Raw genomic sequence first — 17,517 nt, 5'->3', positions numbered from 1 at the left:
CGCCCCCGTTCCATGGCCCGAACCGGGCCCACGACCTGGGAGGGTCCTGAGTGGACTTCGATGCCCTGATCAGCGGGTTGGACCGTCACACACTTGACGGCATCACCCGCGGATCCATCTACGCGCTCGTCGCGCTCGGCTACACGATGGTGTACGGCGTGATGAAGCTGATCAACTTCGCACACTCCGAGGTGTTCATGGTGGGCACCTGGGCTGTGCTCGGCACGTACACCGTGATCGGTGCCACGGCCGGAATGGGAGCCGGGATGGTCATCGCGGCCACCGTGCTCGCACTGCTGGTGGCCATGCTGGCCTCAGCCGGAACAGCCCTCGCCGTCGAGCGGATCGCCTACCGACCGCTCCGCAAGAAGGGTGCTCCGCCCCTCATCTTCCTCATCACCGGCATCGGCTGCTCGATGGTGCTGGTGGAGACCTTCGGCCAGCTGCTGCGGTTCTTCTTCGGCCAGCCATTCGGCCGCGTCACCGTCAACATCCCGTCGGTGCTCGAGACCAAGACCCTCTTCACCATCCCCGGTGTCGACCTCGCGGTGAGCAACACGCGCGTCCTGATCATCGTCGGCGCGATCGTGATGATGCTCGCCCTCGACACCTTCGTGAACAAGAGCCGGCTCGGCCGCGGCGTCCGCGCCGTCGCGCAGGACCCGGACACCGCCTCGCTGATGGGCGTCAACCAGGAGCGCGTCATCATGCTGGTGTTCGTGCTGGGCGGCGCGATGGCCGGCGTGGCCGCGCTGCTCTACACGGTCCAGTACGACATCACGAAGTTCGACATCGGCTTCATCATCGGGCTCAAGGCCTTCACGGCCGCGGTCCTCGGTGGCATCGGCAACCTGCGCGGCGCCCTCGTCGGTGGGCTCTTCCTCGGCATCGTCGAGGTCTACGCCTCGGCGATCTGGGACTCGAGCTGGACCAACGTCTACGCCTTCGTCGTGCTCGTCGTGGTCCTGATGTTCCGTCCGACCGGCCTGTTGGGTGAGTCCCTCGGAAAGGCACGCGCATGAGTCAGATCACTGCCGCCTATCGCGGCCTCAGGCTCGGCGACCGCTGGGGCGGCGCGCCCCAGCCCGTCCGCTGGTTCGTCATGCTGCTGGTGATCGCCTTCGCGTTCTACCTGCCGTACCTCAACGTCCTGCCCTTCGCCTACATCCGCACCGACCTCACCGCGAGCGGCTCGGACTGGGCGAGCGTGCTGTTCCTCGTCGTCGTCTACATGATCGTGGCGGTCGGCCTCAACGTCGTGATCGGCCTCGCCGGCCTGCTCGACCTCGGCTACGTCGGCTTCTACGCACTCGGCGCGTACTCGGTCGCCCTGTTCGGGTCGACCAACTCCCCGGTCGTCCAGGCCATGCAGAGCAAGTTCGGGTTCTCGGAGGAATGGGCCGTCCCGTTCGCGATCTGCATCCCGATCGCGATCGTGATGTCCCTGGTCGCGGGAGTGCTGCTCGGCGCGCCGACGCTGCGCCTGCGCGGTGACTACCTCGCGATCGTCACGCTCGGCTTCGGCGAGATCATCCGCATCACCGCGCGCAACCTCGACGACGTGACCAACGGCGCGACCGGCATCATCGGTGTGCCGGTGCCCCCGGGCCCGGAGATCGACGGTCGCTCGTTCTTCAACACGATCGATGCCGAGCGCTGGTACTGGCTGGCCCTCACGATCCTGATCCTCATCATCTTCCTGGCACGTCGCCTGGAGAACAGCCGTGTCGGCCGTGCGTGGCTGGCCATCCGCGAGGACGAGGACGCCGCAGCCGTCATGGGTGTCGCGGGCTTCAAGTTCAAGCTGTGGGCCTTCGCCATCGGCGCCACCCTCGGTGGTCTCGCCGGTCTGCTGTTCGGCTCGAAGCAGCAGTACGTCGAGCCCAACGCGTTCATGGTCCAGCTGTCGTTCCTCTTCGTGGCCATGGTCGTCATCGGTGGGTCGGGCAACATCTTCGGTGCGCTCCTCGGTGCGTTCCTGCTCACCTACCTGCCCGAGCGCTTCCGCGAGTTCGTCGACTGGCGCCCGTTCGCCTTCGGCGTCGCGCTGGTGGCCGTGATGATCCTGCGACCGCAGGGTCTCGCCCCCAGCAGGAGAAGGGCCAGGGAGTTCGAGGATCGACGCCACGAGGCGGAGGAGGCGGCAGCAGATGCCTGAGCAGAAGACTGAAGGTGCCGTCGAGGAGCAGGTCGTGCTCAAGGACACCTCGAACCACGACGCCATCGAGATCGAGACGTCCGGCCCCGACGGCAGCGTGCTGCTCGAGGTCGACCACGTCACCCTCCGCTTCGGCGGTGTCGTGGCGCTCAACGACGTCAACTTCGAGATCCGTCGCGGCGAGATCCTCGGCCTGATCGGGCCCAACGGCGCGGGCAAGACGACCTGCTTCAACGCGATGACGGGCGTCTACACCCCGACCGAGGGCAAGATCCGGTTCAAGGGCAAGGAGATCGCGGGCACCAAGCCCCACAAGATCAACCACCTCGGGATCGCGCGCACGTTCCAGAACATCCGGCTCTTCCCGGAGATGTCGGCCATGGAGAACGTCATGGTGGGCTGCGACGCCCGCCACAAGACGAGCGTGCCCGGCGTGCTGTTCCGGATGTACCGGGTGCGCCCGTCGGAGGAGGAGCTGCCCGAGAGCGGCATCCGGCGCAGCTTCGCCAAGGTGCTCGGCATCAGCCGCCACACCCTGGAGGAGCGTGCCGGTCGCCGTCGCTCGATGGAGCTGCTGCGCTTCGTCGGCATCGCCGACCGCGCCCACGAGCTGGCGCGCAACCTGCCGTACGGCTACCAGCGCCGCCTGGAGATCGCTCGTGCCCTGGCCACCGAGCCGGAGCTGATCTGCCTCGACGAGCCGGCTGCCGGCTTCAACCCGGCGGAGAAGGAGGACCTCATGGGCCTCATCCGCCGGATCCGCGACCTGGGACACACGGTCCTGGTCATCGAGCACGACATGAAGCTGGTCCTCGGTGTCACCGACCGGATCGTCGTCCTCGAGTTCGGCCAGAAGATCGCGGAGGGCACGCCCGACGAGGTCGCCCGCAACCCGAAGGTCATCGCCGCCTACCTGGGAGAGCCCGACGATGCTGCTTGAGATGAAGGACGCCGTTCTCAACTACGGCAAGATCGAGGCCCTCCACGGGATCTCCGTCGAGGTCAACGAGGGTGAGGTCGTCTCCCTGATCGGCGCCAACGGCGCCGGCAAGACCTCCACCATGCGGGCCCTGTCCGGGGTGCGTGGCCTGGCGACCGGCGCGGTGTTCTTCGACGGCGAGGACGTGACGAAGCTGCGGGCCGACCAGCGGCTGCGCAAGGGCCTCGTCCTGTGCCCCGAGGGCCGCGGGATCTTCCCGGGCATGTCGGTGACCGAGAACCTCAACATGGGCGCCTACACCCGCAAGGACAAGGCGGCCATCGACGAGGACTACGACCGCGTCTTCGGCCTGTTCCCGCGTCTCCTCGAGCGCAAGAAGCAGATCGCGGGCACGATGTCGGGCGGTGAGCAGCAGATGCTCGCCATCGGCCGCGCTCTGATGTCGCGACCCAAGCTCCTGATGCTCGACGAGCCCTCGATGGGTCTCGCCCCGATGCTGATCCAGCAGATCTTCGACATCATCACCGAGATCTCCCAGCAGGGGACGACGATCCTGGTCGTCGAGCAGAACGCCAAGCAGGCACTCTCGCGCAGCGACCGCGCCTACGTCCTGGAGACCGGCAACATCGTGAAGACCGGCACCGGTGCCGAGCTCCTCGACGATCCGTCGGTGCGAGAGGCCTATCTCGGCGTAGCCTGATCCGGCATGGTGAGTGGAGGAGCCGGGCGATAGTCTCACCCGGTGGTGGTGCCGCAACGAGGCGGCAGGGGGCCACTGTGGGTGCTCGAGGAAGTGGTGGGTCGATGAGTCGGACGCCGGTGAGCGTACGCGCAGCAGAGCCGACCGACGTCGCGCAGCTGCGTGACCTGTGGTGCGACATCCTGCGCAAGGGAAGTCTCGACGAGCAGCTCGCCGACGTGGCCCGTGTGGTCACGACGGCGGCCGCCCGCGAGGACCAGTGCGTCGCGGTGGCCGAGATCGACGGCGAGGTGGCCGGCGCGGTCTACCTCGAGGCCTCGACCTTCACCCCGCTCAACCTCGAGCCCGCCGTGCTGGCGGTGTCGCCGCACGTGTTCCAGCGGTTCCGCCGCAAGGGCGTCGGCAGCGCGCTGATGGAGGTGGCGTGCCGCTTCGCCGAGCAGCACGGCATCAGCCACGTGCAGACGGCTGCGGCCGCCGAGGCGCGTGACGCGAACAGGTTCATGGCTCGCCTGTCGTTCGCGCCCCAGGCCACGCTGCGGGCGGCGACGACGAGCGCCGTACGAGCCCGGCTGCCCCAGTCCCGCCAGGTCAACCCGGCCGCGACCAGCAAGCAGCGCATCGACCGGGTGCTGGCGGCCAGGCGGATCCGGCGCGAGCGCGTGCCGGGCTGAGCCCGACCGCTCGCCCGCCTCCTACTTCGGGGGCATCGGCACCAGCGCGCAGGTGATGCGCGAGGTGCAGACCCGCTTGCCGCGCTCGTCGGTGATGACGATCTCGTACGACGTCGACGACCGGCCCAGGTGCACGGCCGTGGCCGTCGCGGTGACCGTGCCGCTCGTGGCCGAGCGGTGGTGGGTGGCGTTGATGTCGACCCCGACGGCGACCTTGTCGGGGTAGGCGTGGATCGCCGAGCCGACGGACCCGAGGGTCTCGGCCAGCACGACCGAGGCGCCCCCGTGGAGCAGGCCGAACGGCTGCGTGTTCCCCTCGACCGGCATGGTGGCGACGAGTCGCTCGGCGGAGAGCTCCACGAGCTCGATGCCCATCTTCTCGTTGAGCCGTCCCATGCCCTGCGGCATGTAGGCGAGGAACTCCTCGATGCTGAGGTCGGCGAGGCTCTCGGGTGTGCTCATGCCGCCATTCTGCTGTCGGTGGCGACGGATAGAGTCGGCGGGTGCCCGAGACGAGTGAGACCACCCGGCCCCGCCTCCTGCTGCTGGACGGCCATTCGCTGGCCTACCGCGCGTTCTTCGCCCTCCCGGTGGAGAACTTCGCGACCGCCACGGGGCAGCACACCAACGCGGTCTACGGCTTCACCTCGATGCTGGTCAACGTCCTGCGCGACGAGGTCCCGACCCATGTCGCCGTCGCGTTCGACCGCTCGCGCCAGACCTTCCGCCTGGAGCAGTACTCCGACTACAAGGCCAAGCGCAACAAGACGCCCGACGAGTTCGGCAGCCAGCTCCCGCTGATCCGCCGCGTGCTCGACGCACTGTCCATCAAGCACCTCGACCTCGAGGGCTACGAGGCCGATGACATCATCGCCACGCTCGTCACCGAGGGCCTCGCCGCGGGGATGGAGGTGCTGATCCTCACCGGCGACCGCGACTCGATCCAGCTGGTCACCGACAGCTCCACCGTGCTCTACCCGATGCAGGGCGTGAGCAACCTCGCCCGCCTGACGCCCGCCGCGGTCGAGGAGAAGTACGGCGTCCCGCCCCACCGCTATCCAGAGCTCGCAGCGATCGTCGGCGAGACCTCCGACAACCTGCCCGGAGTCCCGGGCGTCGGCCCCGGCTTCGCGGCGCGGTGGATCAACCAGTACGACGGACTGGACAACGTCATCGCCCGCGCCGACGAGATCACCGGCAAGAAGGGCGAGGCGCTGCGCGAGCACCTCGGTGACGTCATCCGCAACCGCCAGCTCAACGCGCTCGTGCGCGACCTGACGCTGCCGCTGGCCCCCGCCGACCTCGGCCGCCAGCCGTGGGACCGCACCGCGGGCCTGGAGCTCCTCGACGAGCTCGAGTTCCGCGGCGAGCTGCGGACCCGGCTGATGGACACGATCGACCCGGATCCCGTCGAGGTCGTCGAGGCCGAGTCGGGCTTCGAGCTCGACGGTCGGCGCCTGTCGCCCGGCGAGGCGGCCGCATGGCTCGAGGAGCACGCACCTGCCGGCGTCCGCGTCGGTGTGGCCGTGCAGGGCACGTGGCGCGCCGGCACCGGTGAGGTGCTCTCGCTGGCCGTGGCGACCCGCGAGGGGCAGGCCGCCTGGATCGACGTCCCCGACGTCGGTCCGGAGGACGACGCCGCGGTGGCCGGCTGGCTGGCCGACCCGTCGCGGCCGAAGGCCCTCCACGACGCCAACGGTCCGAGCCTCGCGCTCGCGGCCCGCGGGTGGGAGCTCGCGGGGCTCGAGGTCGACACGGCGCTCGCCGCCTACCTCGTCCAGCCCGACCAGCGCTCCTACGCGCTGGCCGACCTCACCCTGCGCTACCTCAAGCGCGAGCTGCGCCAGGACACCGGCGACGCCGACCAGCTGACCCTCGACGCGCTCGACGACACCACGGCCAGCGACACCGCGATGCTCACCGCCCGCGCCGTGCTCGACCTCGCCGACGCGCTGGACGTCGCAGTCGAGGAGCACGGCGGCACCCAGCTGCTCCGCGACGTCGAGCTGCCGCTCATCGGCACCCTGGTGCGGATGGAGCAGGTCGGCATCGCGGTCGACACCGACTACCTCGAGGGGCTCGAGTCCGAGTTCGGCGAGCAGGTCCGCGCTGCGGCCGACGACGCCTACGACGTCATCGGCAAGGAGATCAACCTCGGCTCGCCGAAGCAGCTCCAGGTCGTGCTCTTCGAGGAGCTCGACATGCCGAAGACCAAGCGCACCAAGACCGGCTGGACCACCGACGCCGACGCGCTCCAGCAGCTCTTCGAGAAGACCGAGCACCCGTTCCTCCAGCACCTCCTGCGCCACCGCGACGTCATCCGGCTGCGGCAGACGGTCGAGGGACTGCTCAAGACCGTCGCCTCCGACGGCCGCATCCACACGACCTACAACCAGATCATCGCCGCGACCGGCCGCCTCTCGAGCACCGACCCGAACCTCCAGAACATCCCGATCCGCACCGAGGCGGGCCGTCGGATCCGCGAGGGCTTCGTCGTGGGCGAGGGCAACGAGTCGCTGATGACGGCCGACTACAGCCAGGTCGAGATGCGGATCATGGCCCACCTCTCCGAGGACGCCCTGCTGATCGAGGCGTTCCGCTCCGGGCAGGACTTCCACTCGATCACGGCCGCGCGCGTCTTCGGCGTCGACGCCGCCGACGTGAGCATCGAGCAGCGCGCGAAGATCAAGGCGATGAACTACGGCCTCGCCTACGGCCTGTCCGCCTTCGGGCTGTCCCAGCAGCTGCGCATCAGCACGAGCGAGGCGGCCGGCCTGATGCAGGAGTACTTCGAGACCTTCGGCGGGGTGCGCGACTACCTCGGCGGCATCGTCGACGAGGCTCGTCGTTCCAGCTTCACCGAGACGATCCTCGGGCGTCGCCGCTACCTGCCCGACCTCACCAGCGACAACCGCCAGCGCCGCGAGACCGCCGAGCGGATGGCGCTCAACGCACCCATCCAGGGCTCGGCCGCCGACCTGGTCAAGGTCGCGATGCTCGGCGTGGAGCGGGCGCTGGCCGAGCAGGGCCTCGCGTCGCGGATGCTGCTCCAGGTCCACGACGAGCTCGTGTTCGAGGTCGCCCCGGGCGAGGGCGAGGCGCTCGCCGAGCTGGTCCGCACCGAGATGGGTGGAGCGGCCGACCTGACCGTGCCCCTCGACGTGTCAATCGGCACCGGGCGCAGCTGGCACGACGCCGCCCACTGACCCGGAGTCCGCTCGCAGGCTCGCGGCGACCAGGGTGCCGGTGAGCACGACGCTCACGGTGATCATCACGGTCAGCAGCTCGGTCGGCGTGCTCGTCATCGCTCCCGCGACGACGCAGACGACGAGCGCCACCCACACCAGCAGGATGGAGCGTCGGCCTTGCCGCGCCAGGGTGGCGTACACGAGCAGCTGCGTGATCGACAGCAGCGTCCCGAGCACCGCGAACAGCCACAGGTGCCCCTCGACCGCCCGCAGCTTCTCGCTGTCGAGCAGGTCGGCGGCCACTCCCGCGAGCAGCACCACACCCAGGGTGCACGCGACGCCGAGCGCGAGGATGGCCGCGGTGCCGCGCACGACCGCACGGCGGCGCTCGTGGGCGGTCGCCAGCGACGGGAACATCACGATCACCACGAACTGCGGCAGGTAGAGCATGATCTTGGCGACCAGGAGGCCGACGGCGTAGAGGCCGGAGGCGTGGTCGGACAGCACGTGGCGGGCCACCACGATGTCGACGTTGGCCAGCGCGAAGAAGGCGAGCAGCGCCTGCGCGCTGTGCAGCGTCTCGCGCACGAGCGAGGTGGCGTCCGGCGTCGCGACAGCGGCTGCGTCCTGGCGCCCGGTGCCGGCGCGCGGGCGGCGCAGGATCCACCAGCCCAGGACGACCGGTGCGATGTAGCCGAGCCCGCTGCCGAACAGGGCGATGCTCTCGTCGGGTCGCAGCCACAGCAGCACCAGGCCGGCGACCCGCGGGATCCCGGCGAGCACGTAGACCCACGACAGCGCGGCCCAGCGCTTCTCGCCCTGGAGGATGCCGACGTGGGCGCCCATCACCGTCGTCGGCACGGCGAGCGCGGCGAGCACGAGGGCGGGGACGACGGAGTCGAGCTGGAGCAGCCACGTGACCGCGGGGGAGAGCACGGCCAGGCCGCCGCCGACCGCGAGCGCCGTCCCGTAGCCGACGCGCAGGATCGAGTGCTCGATCGAGGCGACGGAGGCCGGGGCCTCGACGATGCGCCGGGCGGCCGTGGCCTGGAGCCCCATGTTGACCACGGAGACGACCATGAGCAGGTTGAGCAGGGCGAAGAACGCGCCGTAGTCGGCCGTGTCGAGGATGCCTGCGGCGACGATGGTGAAGCCGAAGGTGCACACGTTCATGACCGCCGTGCCGACGATGATGCCGCCGCTCCCGCCGAGGAACCGGCGCAGGGACGACACCTGGGTGCGTGACGTGCTCATCCCGGGAGCTGCGTCCCGGCCGCCGGCTGGTCGGACATCCGCAGGCTCGCGATCGTGAGGACGACCAGCAGGACCACGTCGACCACCAGGACGGAGGTGACGAGCCGGGCGACCGAGTCGGCCTGCAGCCCGACAGCCACGACGACGGCGAGCGCGGCCCAGAGCAGGACGACGGCCCGCCGCGACTGGCGCGCGAGCACGGCGTACACCTGGAGCTGGAGCATGGCCAGCACGGTGCCGAGCAGCGCGAAGAGCCAGAGCAGGTCCTCGACCTCGCCGAAGTCGGCGCCTCCGACGAAGAACATCGCGATGCCCGAGAGCAGCTTGGCGGCCACCACCGCGACCGCGCCGATCACGGCGACGGCGGCGAGGCTGCGGACGAGCGCGCGCGTGCGGTTGTCCGGCGTCGCCATGTCGGGGAAGGCGATGACCACGACGAACTGGGGCAGGAAGAGCATGACCTTGGCCATGATCAGCCCCGCTGCGTAGAGCCCGGCGTCGTGCCCGTCGAGGACCCGGCGGGCAAGGATGATGTCGACGCTGGACAGCGCGAAGTAGGCGAACAGGGCCTGGGTGTTGCCGGCGCTCTCGGCCAGCATCGATCGGGCGCTGTGGCCGGCCGCGGCCACGTCGGGCGTACGACGGTGGCGCAGCACCCACCACCCGACGAGGAGCGGGAAGAGGAAGCCGAGACCGACGCCGAGGATGGCGCTCGTCGCGTCGGGCCGCCAGAGGATGATCGCGGTGCCGACGAGGAGCCGCGGCACACCGCTCGCGAGGTAGAACACGGCGAGGGCACCCCACCGCCGTTCGCCCTGAAGGATCCCCGCCTGGCCACCGGCCAGGGTCAGCGGCACGCAGGCGAGCGCGACGACGCCGGCGGTGAGGATGCTGTCGAGGTTGAGCAGCGCGTTGATCGCCGGGACCAGCAGGAGCATCACGGCGCCGACGACGAGGGAGACCTTGAGGGCCAGGGCGAGGATCGCCCGCTCGATGGTGCCGACGTGGTCGCGGTCGACGGCGATCCGTCGTGCGGCCGTGGCCTGGAGCCCGAGCGCGACGGTCTGGACGACGATGAGCAGGCTCAGGCAGGCGGCGAACGCGCCGTACTGGCTGGGCCCGATGATGCGGGCGGCCAGGATCGTGAAGCCGTAGGTCGCGACGTTCATGACGCTCGTGGCGACCGCGACGGCGCTGCCGTCGAAGGTGCGCCTGCTGCGCACGCTGCTCGGGCCCGTCACCTGCGTGATCCTAGGTGCCGACGGGACGGCGTCGGGACGGGGAGTCAGTACGGGTCGGCCGTGTCGTGGTGGCCGAGCACGCGCGCGACCGGGCGGAGCCGGAGGCGGAGCAGCACCTTGACGACCAGGTTGCGCACGAACCACGGCACCTCGCGGAGCACCCGAGCCCGCTGCGCCGCGGTGGGACGACCCACCACGAAGCGCGCGAGCGACCCGGTGCGCCCGATGTAGGTGTGCCGCCCGGTGGTCAGCGTGTCGCGCAGCACGGCCAGCGTGACACCCAGGGAGGAGAAGGCGTCGTGGACGAAGAAGGCGTCGCCCGCCGTGAGGAACCGGCTCCAGCGCATGTCGTCGAGGCACGACCACATGTCGTGCTTCGCGTCGACGTAGACGAGCCGGACCGGTGCGCTCCAGCCGTCGCGGACCTCCCGGCTGATCGCGACGTGGAGGTCGACGCGGTCCGCCACGCCGGCCCGCGCCAGGTGCGACCGGAAGCGCTCCTCGGTGTCCGGCCGGCCGTAGCGCCAGTCGTCGGGGAAGGGGTCGATCGCGGTGACCGACGCTCCGGCGGCGGCGAGGACGATGGTCGAGCGGCCGAGGTGGCTGCCGAGCTCGACGACCGTCGCCGGGGCGACGCGGCGGGCGGCGTCGTACAGCGCCCGGGCCTGCGCCTCGGTGAGCCAGCCGTCGACCGTTCCGGCCACCCGCCACGCGTCGTCGAAGGAGAGGTGCGGTTCGCCCGGGTCTGGCACGCGGCACAGCATAGGCTGGCGCGGTGGTGCCGACGCCGATCCCGCAGCGTCGTCGCGGAGGTCGTGACTGGCAGGACTGGCTCGTCCTGCTGTGGCCGGCCGCGCTGGCCGTGGTCCTGGTGGCGCCGCTGCTGGTCCGCCCGGGGCACCCGCTGGCCCGAGACCTCGTCTTCGTCCCGCGCCAGCCGTTCAACGACGCGACCTGGGGCCTGGGCGAGGTGGCTCCGCGGGCGGTGCCGCTCGACTCCGTCGTGGCAGCGCTCACGCACGTCGTCGACGGGGGAGTGCTCGCCCGGATCGTGCTGCCGCTCCTGCTCGCGCTGCTGGGCTGGGGCGTCGCCCGCCTGCTCGCGCCGCTGGGTCGGCTGGCCCAGCTGGCAGGGTCGGGCTTCGCCGTCTGGAACGCGTACGTCGTCGAGCGGCTCGCGCTGGGGCAGTGGGCGCTGCTGCTGGCGTGCACCGCGCTCCCGTGGCTGGTCGCGGCGGCGATGCGCTGGCGGCGCGAGGGACGCGCGGTCGACCTGGCCGCCGCTGTCGGCTGGTCGGCGCTGGCGTCCCTCACCCCGACGGGCGGCCTGCTGGCGGTGGGGGCGCTCGTCGTGGCCACGGCACCCCGGACGACCCGTCTCGCTCCCGCGGTGCTGGCAGGACTGGCTCTCCAGGCGCCGTGGGTGGCCGCTGCCCTCACGGGGCCCGGTGGCCACGTGTCCGACGGTGCCGGTGTGGCGGCCTTCGCCCCTGACACGGGCTCCCGCTTCGGCCCGCTCGTGGCGATGCTCGGCCTGGGCGGGATATGGGACGGGTACTCCGAGCCCGCGTCCCGGACGACCGGGCTGGCCCTCGTCGCCGCCGCGGTCGTCGTGCTCGCGCTGGTCGCCGGGCTCCGCGGCCTGCGCTGGCACTGGGGGAGCGGCGACACCGTGCGCTGGGTGGTCCTCGCCGCAGCGCCGGCAGCGGTCGCGTTCGCCGCTGCGACCGGCGGGGGACAGGACCTCCTCGTGGACCTCGTCGACACCGTCCCCGGGGCGGGGCTGCTCCGGGACACCCAGAAGCTCCTCGCGCCGGCCGTCGTGCTCGTCTCCGTGGCCTTCGGCGCGGCTGCAGCCCGGCTGTGGCGCGCCGTGCCGGTGGGCGACGCACGACCCGTCGCGGCACTCGTCCTCGCGGCCCTCCCCGTCGTCGTGCTGCCCGACGCCACCCTCCAGACCTGGCCGACCGTGTCACCGGTGCGCTTCCCCGCGGACCTCACCCGGGTGGCCGACCGGCTCGCGGGGGAGCCGGGCGTGGTGGTGACGCTGCCCTGGCGGGCCTACCGCGCCTACGACTGGACCCGACCGGGCCAGACGGCCTCCGACCCGGCGGTCCGGATGTTCGACGCCGACGTGGTCACCAGCGACTCGCTGCAGGTCGGCCAGGTGCTGGTGCCGGGGGAGAGCACCCTCGCCGCCCAGATCGGCCAGGCACTGGAGGCCGGCCCGCCGGCCGAGGTGCTGCCCGGGCTGGGCGTGGCCTGGGTGGTCGTCTACCCCGACGACCGCGAGGCCGGACAGCTGGACCTGACCGGCCTCGAGCCGGTCGTCGAGGGGGAGCACGCCGCGCTCTACCGCGTGCCGGATGCGGTCGTGTCCCCGTCGGGCGAACAGGGCTCCCGGGCGCTCGCGGTGTGGGCCGCGCACCTGCTCGCGCTGCTGGTGGCGACAGCCGCGGTCGGGGCCCGGGTCGCGACACGAAAGTCGGCCCGTCGAGAACGGGACGCGGACCTCCGGGTCATGTAACCTAACGCTCGGTAACTTCGTCAGAGGGAGACAGCACGTGAGTGTGATCGGCGGCAGTGCAGCAAGCGGTATCGGTGGCATCGTCACCTCGATCCTGCTCCCCACCGCTGTCGGGGCCATCGTGGCCGGTGGCGCCCTCGGCGGCCTCGTCTTCAGCCAGACCCAGGCCCCGGAGACCAACCCGGCCAGCCAGGAGATCCTGGTCTACGGCGACTGAGGTCCCCGCGCTCCGTTGGTCCGGAGCACCTCCTCGACCCGCTCGGCGCACGACGCCCACGTGAGGGTCGAGGCTAGTTGGTGTGCCTCGGCACCCAGCTCCGCAGTCGTGCCCGGGTCACCCAGCAGCTCGCGGACGACCGCGACCATCTCGTCGAGGTCGTCGACCAACCTGCCCGTGCGCCCGTCGTGGATCGACTCGGTGACGCCGCCGGCCGACCGGTAGGCGATGCTCGGCGTCCCCTGCGCCCCGGCCTCGGTGATCGCCAGGCACCATCCCTCCTTGACCGAGGGCATCAGCATCAGACGGGCACCGGCGAGGAGCTCGTCGCGACGGACGTCGTCGGTGTGGCCGTGGAAGGTCACCCGCCCGGTCACGCCGTGCTCGGCGGCCGCGGCCACGAGGTGCTCGCGCCACCAGCCGTCGCCGACCACGTCGAGGTGGAGGTCGGGGATCTCGTCGGACAGGCGACGCACGACCTCGAAGGCGTGCTCGATCTGCTTGTGCGGCACCAGGCGCGAGAGCACGACCAGGTGGGGCCTCTCGGAGCGCGGACCTGCCACCTCCGTCGGCACCGCGGCCAGTCCGTTGCGCACCACGGTGATCGAGCCGGGATCGACGCCGATCGCGGCCAGGTCACGGGCTGAGGCGTCCGACACGGTGAGGAACGGGCGACCGCGGTAGAGGACCGGGACGAGCCGGCTCTCGACGAACCACCCGACCCGGCCGGCCGGGCCCGGGTAGATGATGCGCCACTGCTCGGCGTGCACGTGGTGGACCAGCGCGACCACCCCACGCCGGCGCACGAGCGGTGAGGCGAACGGGAGACCGTTGACGACGTCGACCACGACGTCGACCTCGCCGCGGTGGCGCACCAGCCACGCGAGGCCCCGCAGGTAGACGGTGAGCCGACCGCCCACGCGCAGCAGGTGTACGCCGTCGCGCTCCTCCCGCGCAGCTGCGCCGGGGTGACGTGCGCAGAGCAGCGTCACGTGGTGCCCGCGCCGGGCCAGCTCGCGCCCGACGGACTCGACGAAGACCTCCGACCCGCCGCCGTCGGGGTGCGTGGTGTCGCGCCACGTCAAGAAGGCGATGCGCACGGGATCAGGCTCCGTCGCCCGCGCCGGCCTGTTGCGCGAGCTCGCTGCACAGTGGCATGTCGAGACCGGTCAGGTGCTCGAGGCTCACGCCGACCCTGCGGGCCGCGGAATCGTTGCCCAGCCACTCCAGTCGCGCCGGCCAGGTGTGCCAGTCGTCGTCGGTGCGGGTCGAGCGCAGGAAGCCGACCGGGCCTGACGGCACGGCCGTGATCTCGTAGAAGCCGAACTGGGTGAGGTTGCGCAGGTTGAGGTCGGCGTAGCCGTTGGGCGGGAAGTCGAACGTGTTGGCGCCGTACTCGCCGTCCTCCCCGGTCAGGACGAACCGCAGCTGGCGCTCATCGGTGACCTCGAGGACGGCGGTGTCACCCGTGCCGGCGATGCGGAACAGGGGGACCCGTCCGGGACGCAGCCGACCGTCCGGGCGGATCCTCGCGGCCTCGCCGCGCGACTGGATCGTGGTCCACGGCTCGTAGGCGTCGCCGGTGTTGAGGTAGAGCGCGTCGCAGTCGCCGGCGATCCGGAGCTCGTCGGTCTCGCCGTCGTCGGCGAGGGAGTCGGAGAACGTGACGAGCCGCGCCTGGGCGTCGGGCGACAGGCTCTGCTGCCAGCGGACGTAGCGCTCGAGGTCGGCGCCGCGGGCGCTGGTCGCGGCCGCGCTCAGCCCGATCGAGAGCTGCGCGACGATCGAGAAGGTGGCGAGCACGGCCATGCCCACGGCGACCGCCGGGAACACCCGACGGCCGCGGAGCCGGTCGGCGACCAGCACCGTCCCGATGGCGCCACCCAGCACGAGCGCGGGGACGAACTCGCTGGCGTAGCGCGCGGCGAAGTAGCCGTAGGCCATCACGCCACCGGTGATCAGCACGGCCGCGATCATCGGGACCCGCAGCACCCGGAGCCGAGCCGACGCCCCGGGGCGGAACACCACGACCGTGGAGACGACCTGGAGCAGCATGAACAGCGGCATGAAGGCCGTCGCGCTCCCGGTGCGGTAGGCCTGGTCGACGAACGCGCCGGCGAGGGCCTCCGGCGGCCGGGCCGGCAGGGTGATCCACGGGAAGTAGTCGACGAAGCGGATGCCGCTCGGCCAGAGGTAGGCGTGGAACGCCGTCGGGAAGAACTGCAGCCCGGTGATGGACCCGCCGTTGGCGGCGAGGGCCTCGCGCCGGTGCGCGTTGACCTGCGTCCAGACCTGGTCCTGGAGCGGGAACATGTAGACGTGGTCGAACTTGTGCAGGTTGTAGGCGATCGACAGGGCCAGGGGGACGAGCCCGGCCAGGAGGATCGCCCACCACACCTGCCGCCGCGCGGGCGTCGACCGCCGGATGCCGAACCAGGCCGCGACCGCGATCACCGTGAGGCAGAGGGCCCAGCCGGCCGTGGCGCGGGTGCCGATGGCCATGAAGCAGAAGACTCCCAGCCACCGCGCCGAGTGCCAGTCGGGAGCGGTCAGCACGCGCAGGAGCCAGTAGAGGACGCCGAGCGCCGCCGCGATCGCCCACGCGTAGACCTCGTGGTAGACCCACGGCAGCGAGGCGTCGTACGTCATGAAGGTGCCGCCGCTCGCCGCGGCCAGGAAGGACGCGACCAGGACGGCCTCGCCGCGGCTGACCGAGGTGCGCGCCGTGATGCGCGCGTGCAGCCACCACACGAGCTTGGCGGCGAAGACGACGAACACGATCCAGGCCAGGCCCATCGACAGGAGCGTCAGGCGGCCGTCGAACTCGTGGGTCGTCATCAGCACCGGCAGGCGGAGCAGCGCCGGCCAGGGCGGGAAGTACATGTAGGTCACGCCGTGGCGGATGAAGCCCTCGATGGCCATGCTGCCGTCGGGAACCGCGATCCGTCCGTCGAGGAAGGCGCGTGCCTGCAGCTCGTAGACGCCGGAGAAGAACCCGGACGTGGCCGTGCGCCCGAGGTCGCGCGAGACGTTGAAGAGGATGAGGAGGTGGACGATGCCACCGAGGGTGAGCCCTGCGGACGTGCTGATGACCCGGCGCCGATGGTCGGGATCGGTCACGCCACCTCCAGGCGGTAGAGGAACTGGTAGCCGAAGAGTCGCGGCCACGCCCTCACCATCGCCCGGTCCACGCGGGTGACGCCCCGCACCAGCTGCTTGCGGGTGGGCGGCGCCTCGGGGCCGTCGACGACGGACTCGAACGGCGTGCCGACGGTCTGGTGCTCGAGGACCCGGAGGCCGCAGTCGGCGAAGAGCCGCTCGATGGTGGTGCGGGTGAAGAACCGCACGTGGCCACGGTCGAGCGGCCCGCGCTGGTCGTAGTCGAACTTGCCGACGGCGATGCGGCCGCGGGGGTACCAGTGACCGAAGTTCGGGACCGAGACGAGGATCTCGCCGCCGGGCACGAGCTTGGAGACCAGGTCCTCGAGGAGCTGCTGCGGCTCCACGACGTGCTCGAGGATGTCGCCGGCGACCACGACGTCGTACTCCGCGCCGATGGTCGCGGGGAGGGGCTGGTTGAGGTCGGCCTCGATGAACGAGTCGACGCGGTCCGCGACGCCGTCGTGCTTGAGCCGGTCGAGGCCGGTCACGTGGTGACCGGCGCGGCGCGCGAGGTCGGCGAAGCGGCCGTCGAAGCACCCGGCGTCGAGGACGCGGGAGGGCTCGCGTCCCTGCAGCCACTCGATCAGCACCCCGTGGGAGCCCGTCGCCTTGAGCGCGTAGAGGTCGGTCTCGGTGGAGGCGACGCCCCCGCCGAAGCCGCGCTCGCTGGCCCAGTGCCGCACGACGTCCGCGGTCACGTCGCGGGCGTACTTCATGCCGTTGACGTAGCAGATCTCGTCGCCGTAGTAGGTGGGGATCGGCACCTCGGCGATCCGCTTGCCGGCTCGCACCAGTCCCAGGATGATCTCGGTGTCGAAGTCGAAGTCGTCGGAGTACGACGCGAGGTCGAGGTCGGTGAGGGCGTCGGTGCGGTAGGCGCGGTAGCCCGAGTGCCACTCGGAGAGGTGCTGGCCGGTGAGGGCGTTCTGGAAGCCGGTGAGGATCTTGTTGCCGGCGTACTTGTAGGCCGGCATCCCGCCGGCCATCGCCCCGCCCTTCTCGAGCATGCGCGAGCCGAAGACCGCGTCGGCCTCCCCCCTGACCAGCGGGGTGACCAGGTCCTCGATGCACTCGGGGGCGTACTGCCCGTCACCGTGCAGGAGGACGACCACGTCGAGGCCGTGCTCGACGGCCCACCGGTAGCCGGCCTTCTGGTTGCCGCCGTAGCCGAGGTTGCGCGCGTGCTTGACGACGGTGATCGGGAACGACGCGGTGTCGCGGAAGCGCAGGCCGATCTCGTAGGTGTCGTCCTGGCTCGCGTCGTCGCAGACCATCACGTGGTCGACCGAGCGGGCGAAGGACTCCGGGAGCCGGGAGAGCGTGCGCTCCAGCGTCGAGGCCGCGTTGTAGGCGACGACCAGGACGCCGACCCGTGGCGCGCGGTCGTGCGCCGGCTGAGCGTCGCTGAGCACCTCGGCTGCTGACATCGATCTCTCCTCCAGAGCGCCGGGAACCA

General features: G+C 71.2%; 15 protein-coding genes. 8 read left to right on the top strand and 7 right to left on the bottom strand.

The window, feature by feature from the left end:
• Nucleotides 1-50 precede the first annotated feature (50 nt).
• The 5 genes from EUA93_RS17580 (at nucleotide 51) to EUA93_RS17560 (ending at nucleotide 4,472) form a co-directional block, all read left to right on the top strand.
• Nucleotides 51-1,022: a branched-chain amino acid ABC transporter permease gene (locus EUA93_RS17580; protein WP_129401598.1), complete on the top strand. Its 972-nt coding sequence runs from the start codon at nucleotides 51-53 to the stop codon at nucleotides 1,020-1,022.
• Nucleotides 1,019-2,158 (top strand): branched-chain amino acid ABC transporter permease, encoded by a 1,140-nt coding sequence (locus EUA93_RS17575; RefSeq protein ID WP_129401597.1) that lies wholly within the window; start codon nucleotides 1,019-1,021, stop codon nucleotides 2,156-2,158. The genes EUA93_RS17580 and EUA93_RS17575 overlap by 4 nt, the downstream gene beginning before the upstream one ends.
• Nucleotides 2,151-3,098, top strand: coding sequence for an ABC transporter ATP-binding protein (locus EUA93_RS17570; protein WP_129401596.1), 948 nt, complete (start codon nucleotides 2,151-2,153; stop codon nucleotides 3,096-3,098). The genes EUA93_RS17575 and EUA93_RS17570 overlap by 8 nt, the downstream gene beginning before the upstream one ends.
• 1 nt (nucleotide 3,099) lies before the next feature.
• Nucleotides 3,100-3,798 (top strand): ABC transporter ATP-binding protein, encoded by a 699-nt coding sequence (locus EUA93_RS17565; RefSeq protein ID WP_242497484.1) that lies wholly within the window; start codon nucleotides 3,100-3,102, stop codon nucleotides 3,796-3,798.
• A gap of 119 nt (nucleotides 3,799-3,917) precedes the next feature.
• On the top strand, nucleotides 3,918-4,472 hold the full coding sequence (locus EUA93_RS17560; RefSeq protein WP_165355213.1) for a GNAT family N-acetyltransferase: 555 nt from the start codon (nucleotides 3,918-3,920) through the stop codon (nucleotides 4,470-4,472).
• Between the two features lie 21 nt (nucleotides 4,473-4,493).
• On the opposite strand, the gene EUA93_RS17555 is transcribed toward EUA93_RS17560, so the two are convergent.
• The gene (locus tag EUA93_RS17555) at nucleotides 4,494-4,934 is read right to left on the bottom strand and encodes a hotdog fold thioesterase (RefSeq protein ID WP_129401593.1); all 441 of its coding nucleotides are present in this window, start codon (nucleotides 4,932-4,934) and stop codon (nucleotides 4,494-4,496) included.
• A gap of 41 nt (nucleotides 4,935-4,975) precedes the next feature.
• On the opposite strand from EUA93_RS17555, the gene polA reads away from it, so the two are divergent.
• Complete coding sequence (gene polA, locus EUA93_RS17550) at nucleotides 4,976-7,678, top strand: DNA polymerase I (protein ID WP_129401592.1); 2,703 nt, start codon at nucleotides 4,976-4,978, stop codon at nucleotides 7,676-7,678.
• Here the strand turns inward: polA and EUA93_RS17545 are convergent.
• Genes EUA93_RS17545 through EUA93_RS17535 form a run of 3 tightly spaced genes read right to left on the bottom strand, consistent with a single transcriptional unit; the run spans nucleotide 7,637 to nucleotide 10,907 of the window.
• Nucleotides 7,637-8,914, bottom strand: a complete 1,278-nt coding sequence (locus EUA93_RS17545) for a lipopolysaccharide biosynthesis protein (RefSeq protein WP_129401591.1) — start codon at nucleotides 8,912-8,914, stop codon at nucleotides 7,637-7,639. The two genes, polA and EUA93_RS17545, sit on opposite strands and share 42 nt — an antisense overlap.
• Nucleotides 8,911-10,155, bottom strand: a complete 1,245-nt coding sequence (locus tag EUA93_RS17540; protein WP_242497483.1) for an oligosaccharide flippase family protein — start codon at nucleotides 10,153-10,155, stop codon at nucleotides 8,911-8,913. Before EUA93_RS17540 ends, EUA93_RS17545 begins: the two co-directional genes overlap by 4 nt.
• 44 nt (nucleotides 10,156-10,199) lie before the next feature.
• On the bottom strand, nucleotides 10,200-10,907 hold the full coding sequence (locus EUA93_RS17535) for an O-methyltransferase (RefSeq protein ID WP_207208819.1): 708 nt from the start codon (nucleotides 10,905-10,907) through the stop codon (nucleotides 10,200-10,202).
• A 23-nt stretch (nucleotides 10,908-10,930) separates the two neighbouring features.
• On the opposite strand from EUA93_RS17535, the gene EUA93_RS17530 reads away from it, so the two are divergent.
• Together EUA93_RS17530 and EUA93_RS17525 are read left to right on the top strand one after the other, a co-directional pair.
• Nucleotides 10,931-12,682 (top strand): MmpA family trehalose lipid delivery protein, encoded by a 1,752-nt coding sequence (locus tag EUA93_RS17530; RefSeq protein WP_129401590.1) that lies wholly within the window; start codon nucleotides 10,931-10,933, stop codon nucleotides 12,680-12,682.
• A gap of 37 nt (nucleotides 12,683-12,719) precedes the next feature.
• Entirely contained in the window at nucleotides 12,720-12,899 is a 180-nt protein-coding gene (locus EUA93_RS17525) for a hypothetical protein (RefSeq protein ID WP_129401589.1), read from the top strand.
• Here EUA93_RS17525 and EUA93_RS17520 read toward each other — a convergent pair.
• The 3 genes from EUA93_RS17520 to EUA93_RS17510 are packed head-to-tail and all read right to left on the bottom strand — an operon-like array spanning nucleotide 12,887 to nucleotide 17,488.
• On the bottom strand, nucleotides 12,887-13,999 hold the full coding sequence (locus tag EUA93_RS17520; RefSeq protein WP_129401588.1) for a glycosyltransferase family 4 protein: 1,113 nt from the start codon (nucleotides 13,997-13,999) through the stop codon (nucleotides 12,887-12,889). The two genes, EUA93_RS17525 and EUA93_RS17520, sit on opposite strands and share 13 nt — an antisense overlap.
• Nucleotides 14,000-14,003: 4 nt before the next feature.
• Complete coding sequence (locus tag EUA93_RS17515; RefSeq protein ID WP_129401587.1) at nucleotides 14,004-16,019, bottom strand: DUF2339 domain-containing protein; 2,016 nt, start codon at nucleotides 16,017-16,019, stop codon at nucleotides 14,004-14,006.
• Nucleotides 16,016-17,488, bottom strand: coding sequence for a bifunctional glycosyltransferase/class I SAM-dependent methyltransferase (locus EUA93_RS17510; RefSeq protein ID WP_129401586.1), 1,473 nt, complete (start codon nucleotides 17,486-17,488; stop codon nucleotides 16,016-16,018). The genes EUA93_RS17515 and EUA93_RS17510 overlap by 4 nt, the downstream gene beginning before the upstream one ends.
• Nucleotides 17,489-17,517: the final 29 nt, after the last annotated feature.

Source organism: Nocardioides oleivorans, from assembly GCF_004137255.1.
GTDB classification, from domain to species: Bacteria; Actinomycetota; Actinomycetes; order Propionibacteriales; family Nocardioidaceae; genus Nocardioides; species Nocardioides oleivorans.
Note: the sequence above shows the minus strand (reverse complement) of the source record. Positions and strands in the feature narration are given on the sequence as shown.

Excerpts from the sequence above, each read along its gene's own strand:
- EUA93_RS17570 (WP_129401596.1), top strand. The coding sequence starts at position 2,151 with ATGCCTGAGCAGAAGACTGAAGGTGCCGTCGAGGAGCAGGTCGTGCTC.
- EUA93_RS17510 (WP_129401586.1), bottom strand. The coding sequence starts at position 17,488 with ATGTCAGCAGCCGAGGTGCTCAGCGACGCTCAGCCGGCGCACGACCGC.
- EUA93_RS17565 (WP_242497484.1), top strand. The coding sequence starts at position 3,100 with ATGAAGGACGCCGTTCTCAACTACGGCAAGATCGAGGCCCTCCACGGG.
- EUA93_RS17555 (WP_129401593.1), bottom strand. The coding sequence starts at position 4,934 with ATGAGCACACCCGAGAGCCTCGCCGACCTCAGCATCGAGGAGTTCCTC.
- EUA93_RS17575 (WP_129401597.1), top strand. The coding sequence starts at position 1,019 with ATGAGTCAGATCACTGCCGCCTATCGCGGCCTCAGGCTCGGCGACCGC.
- EUA93_RS17545 (WP_129401591.1), bottom strand. The coding sequence starts at position 8,914 with ATGAGCACGTCACGCACCCAGGTGTCGTCCCTGCGCCGGTTCCTCGGC.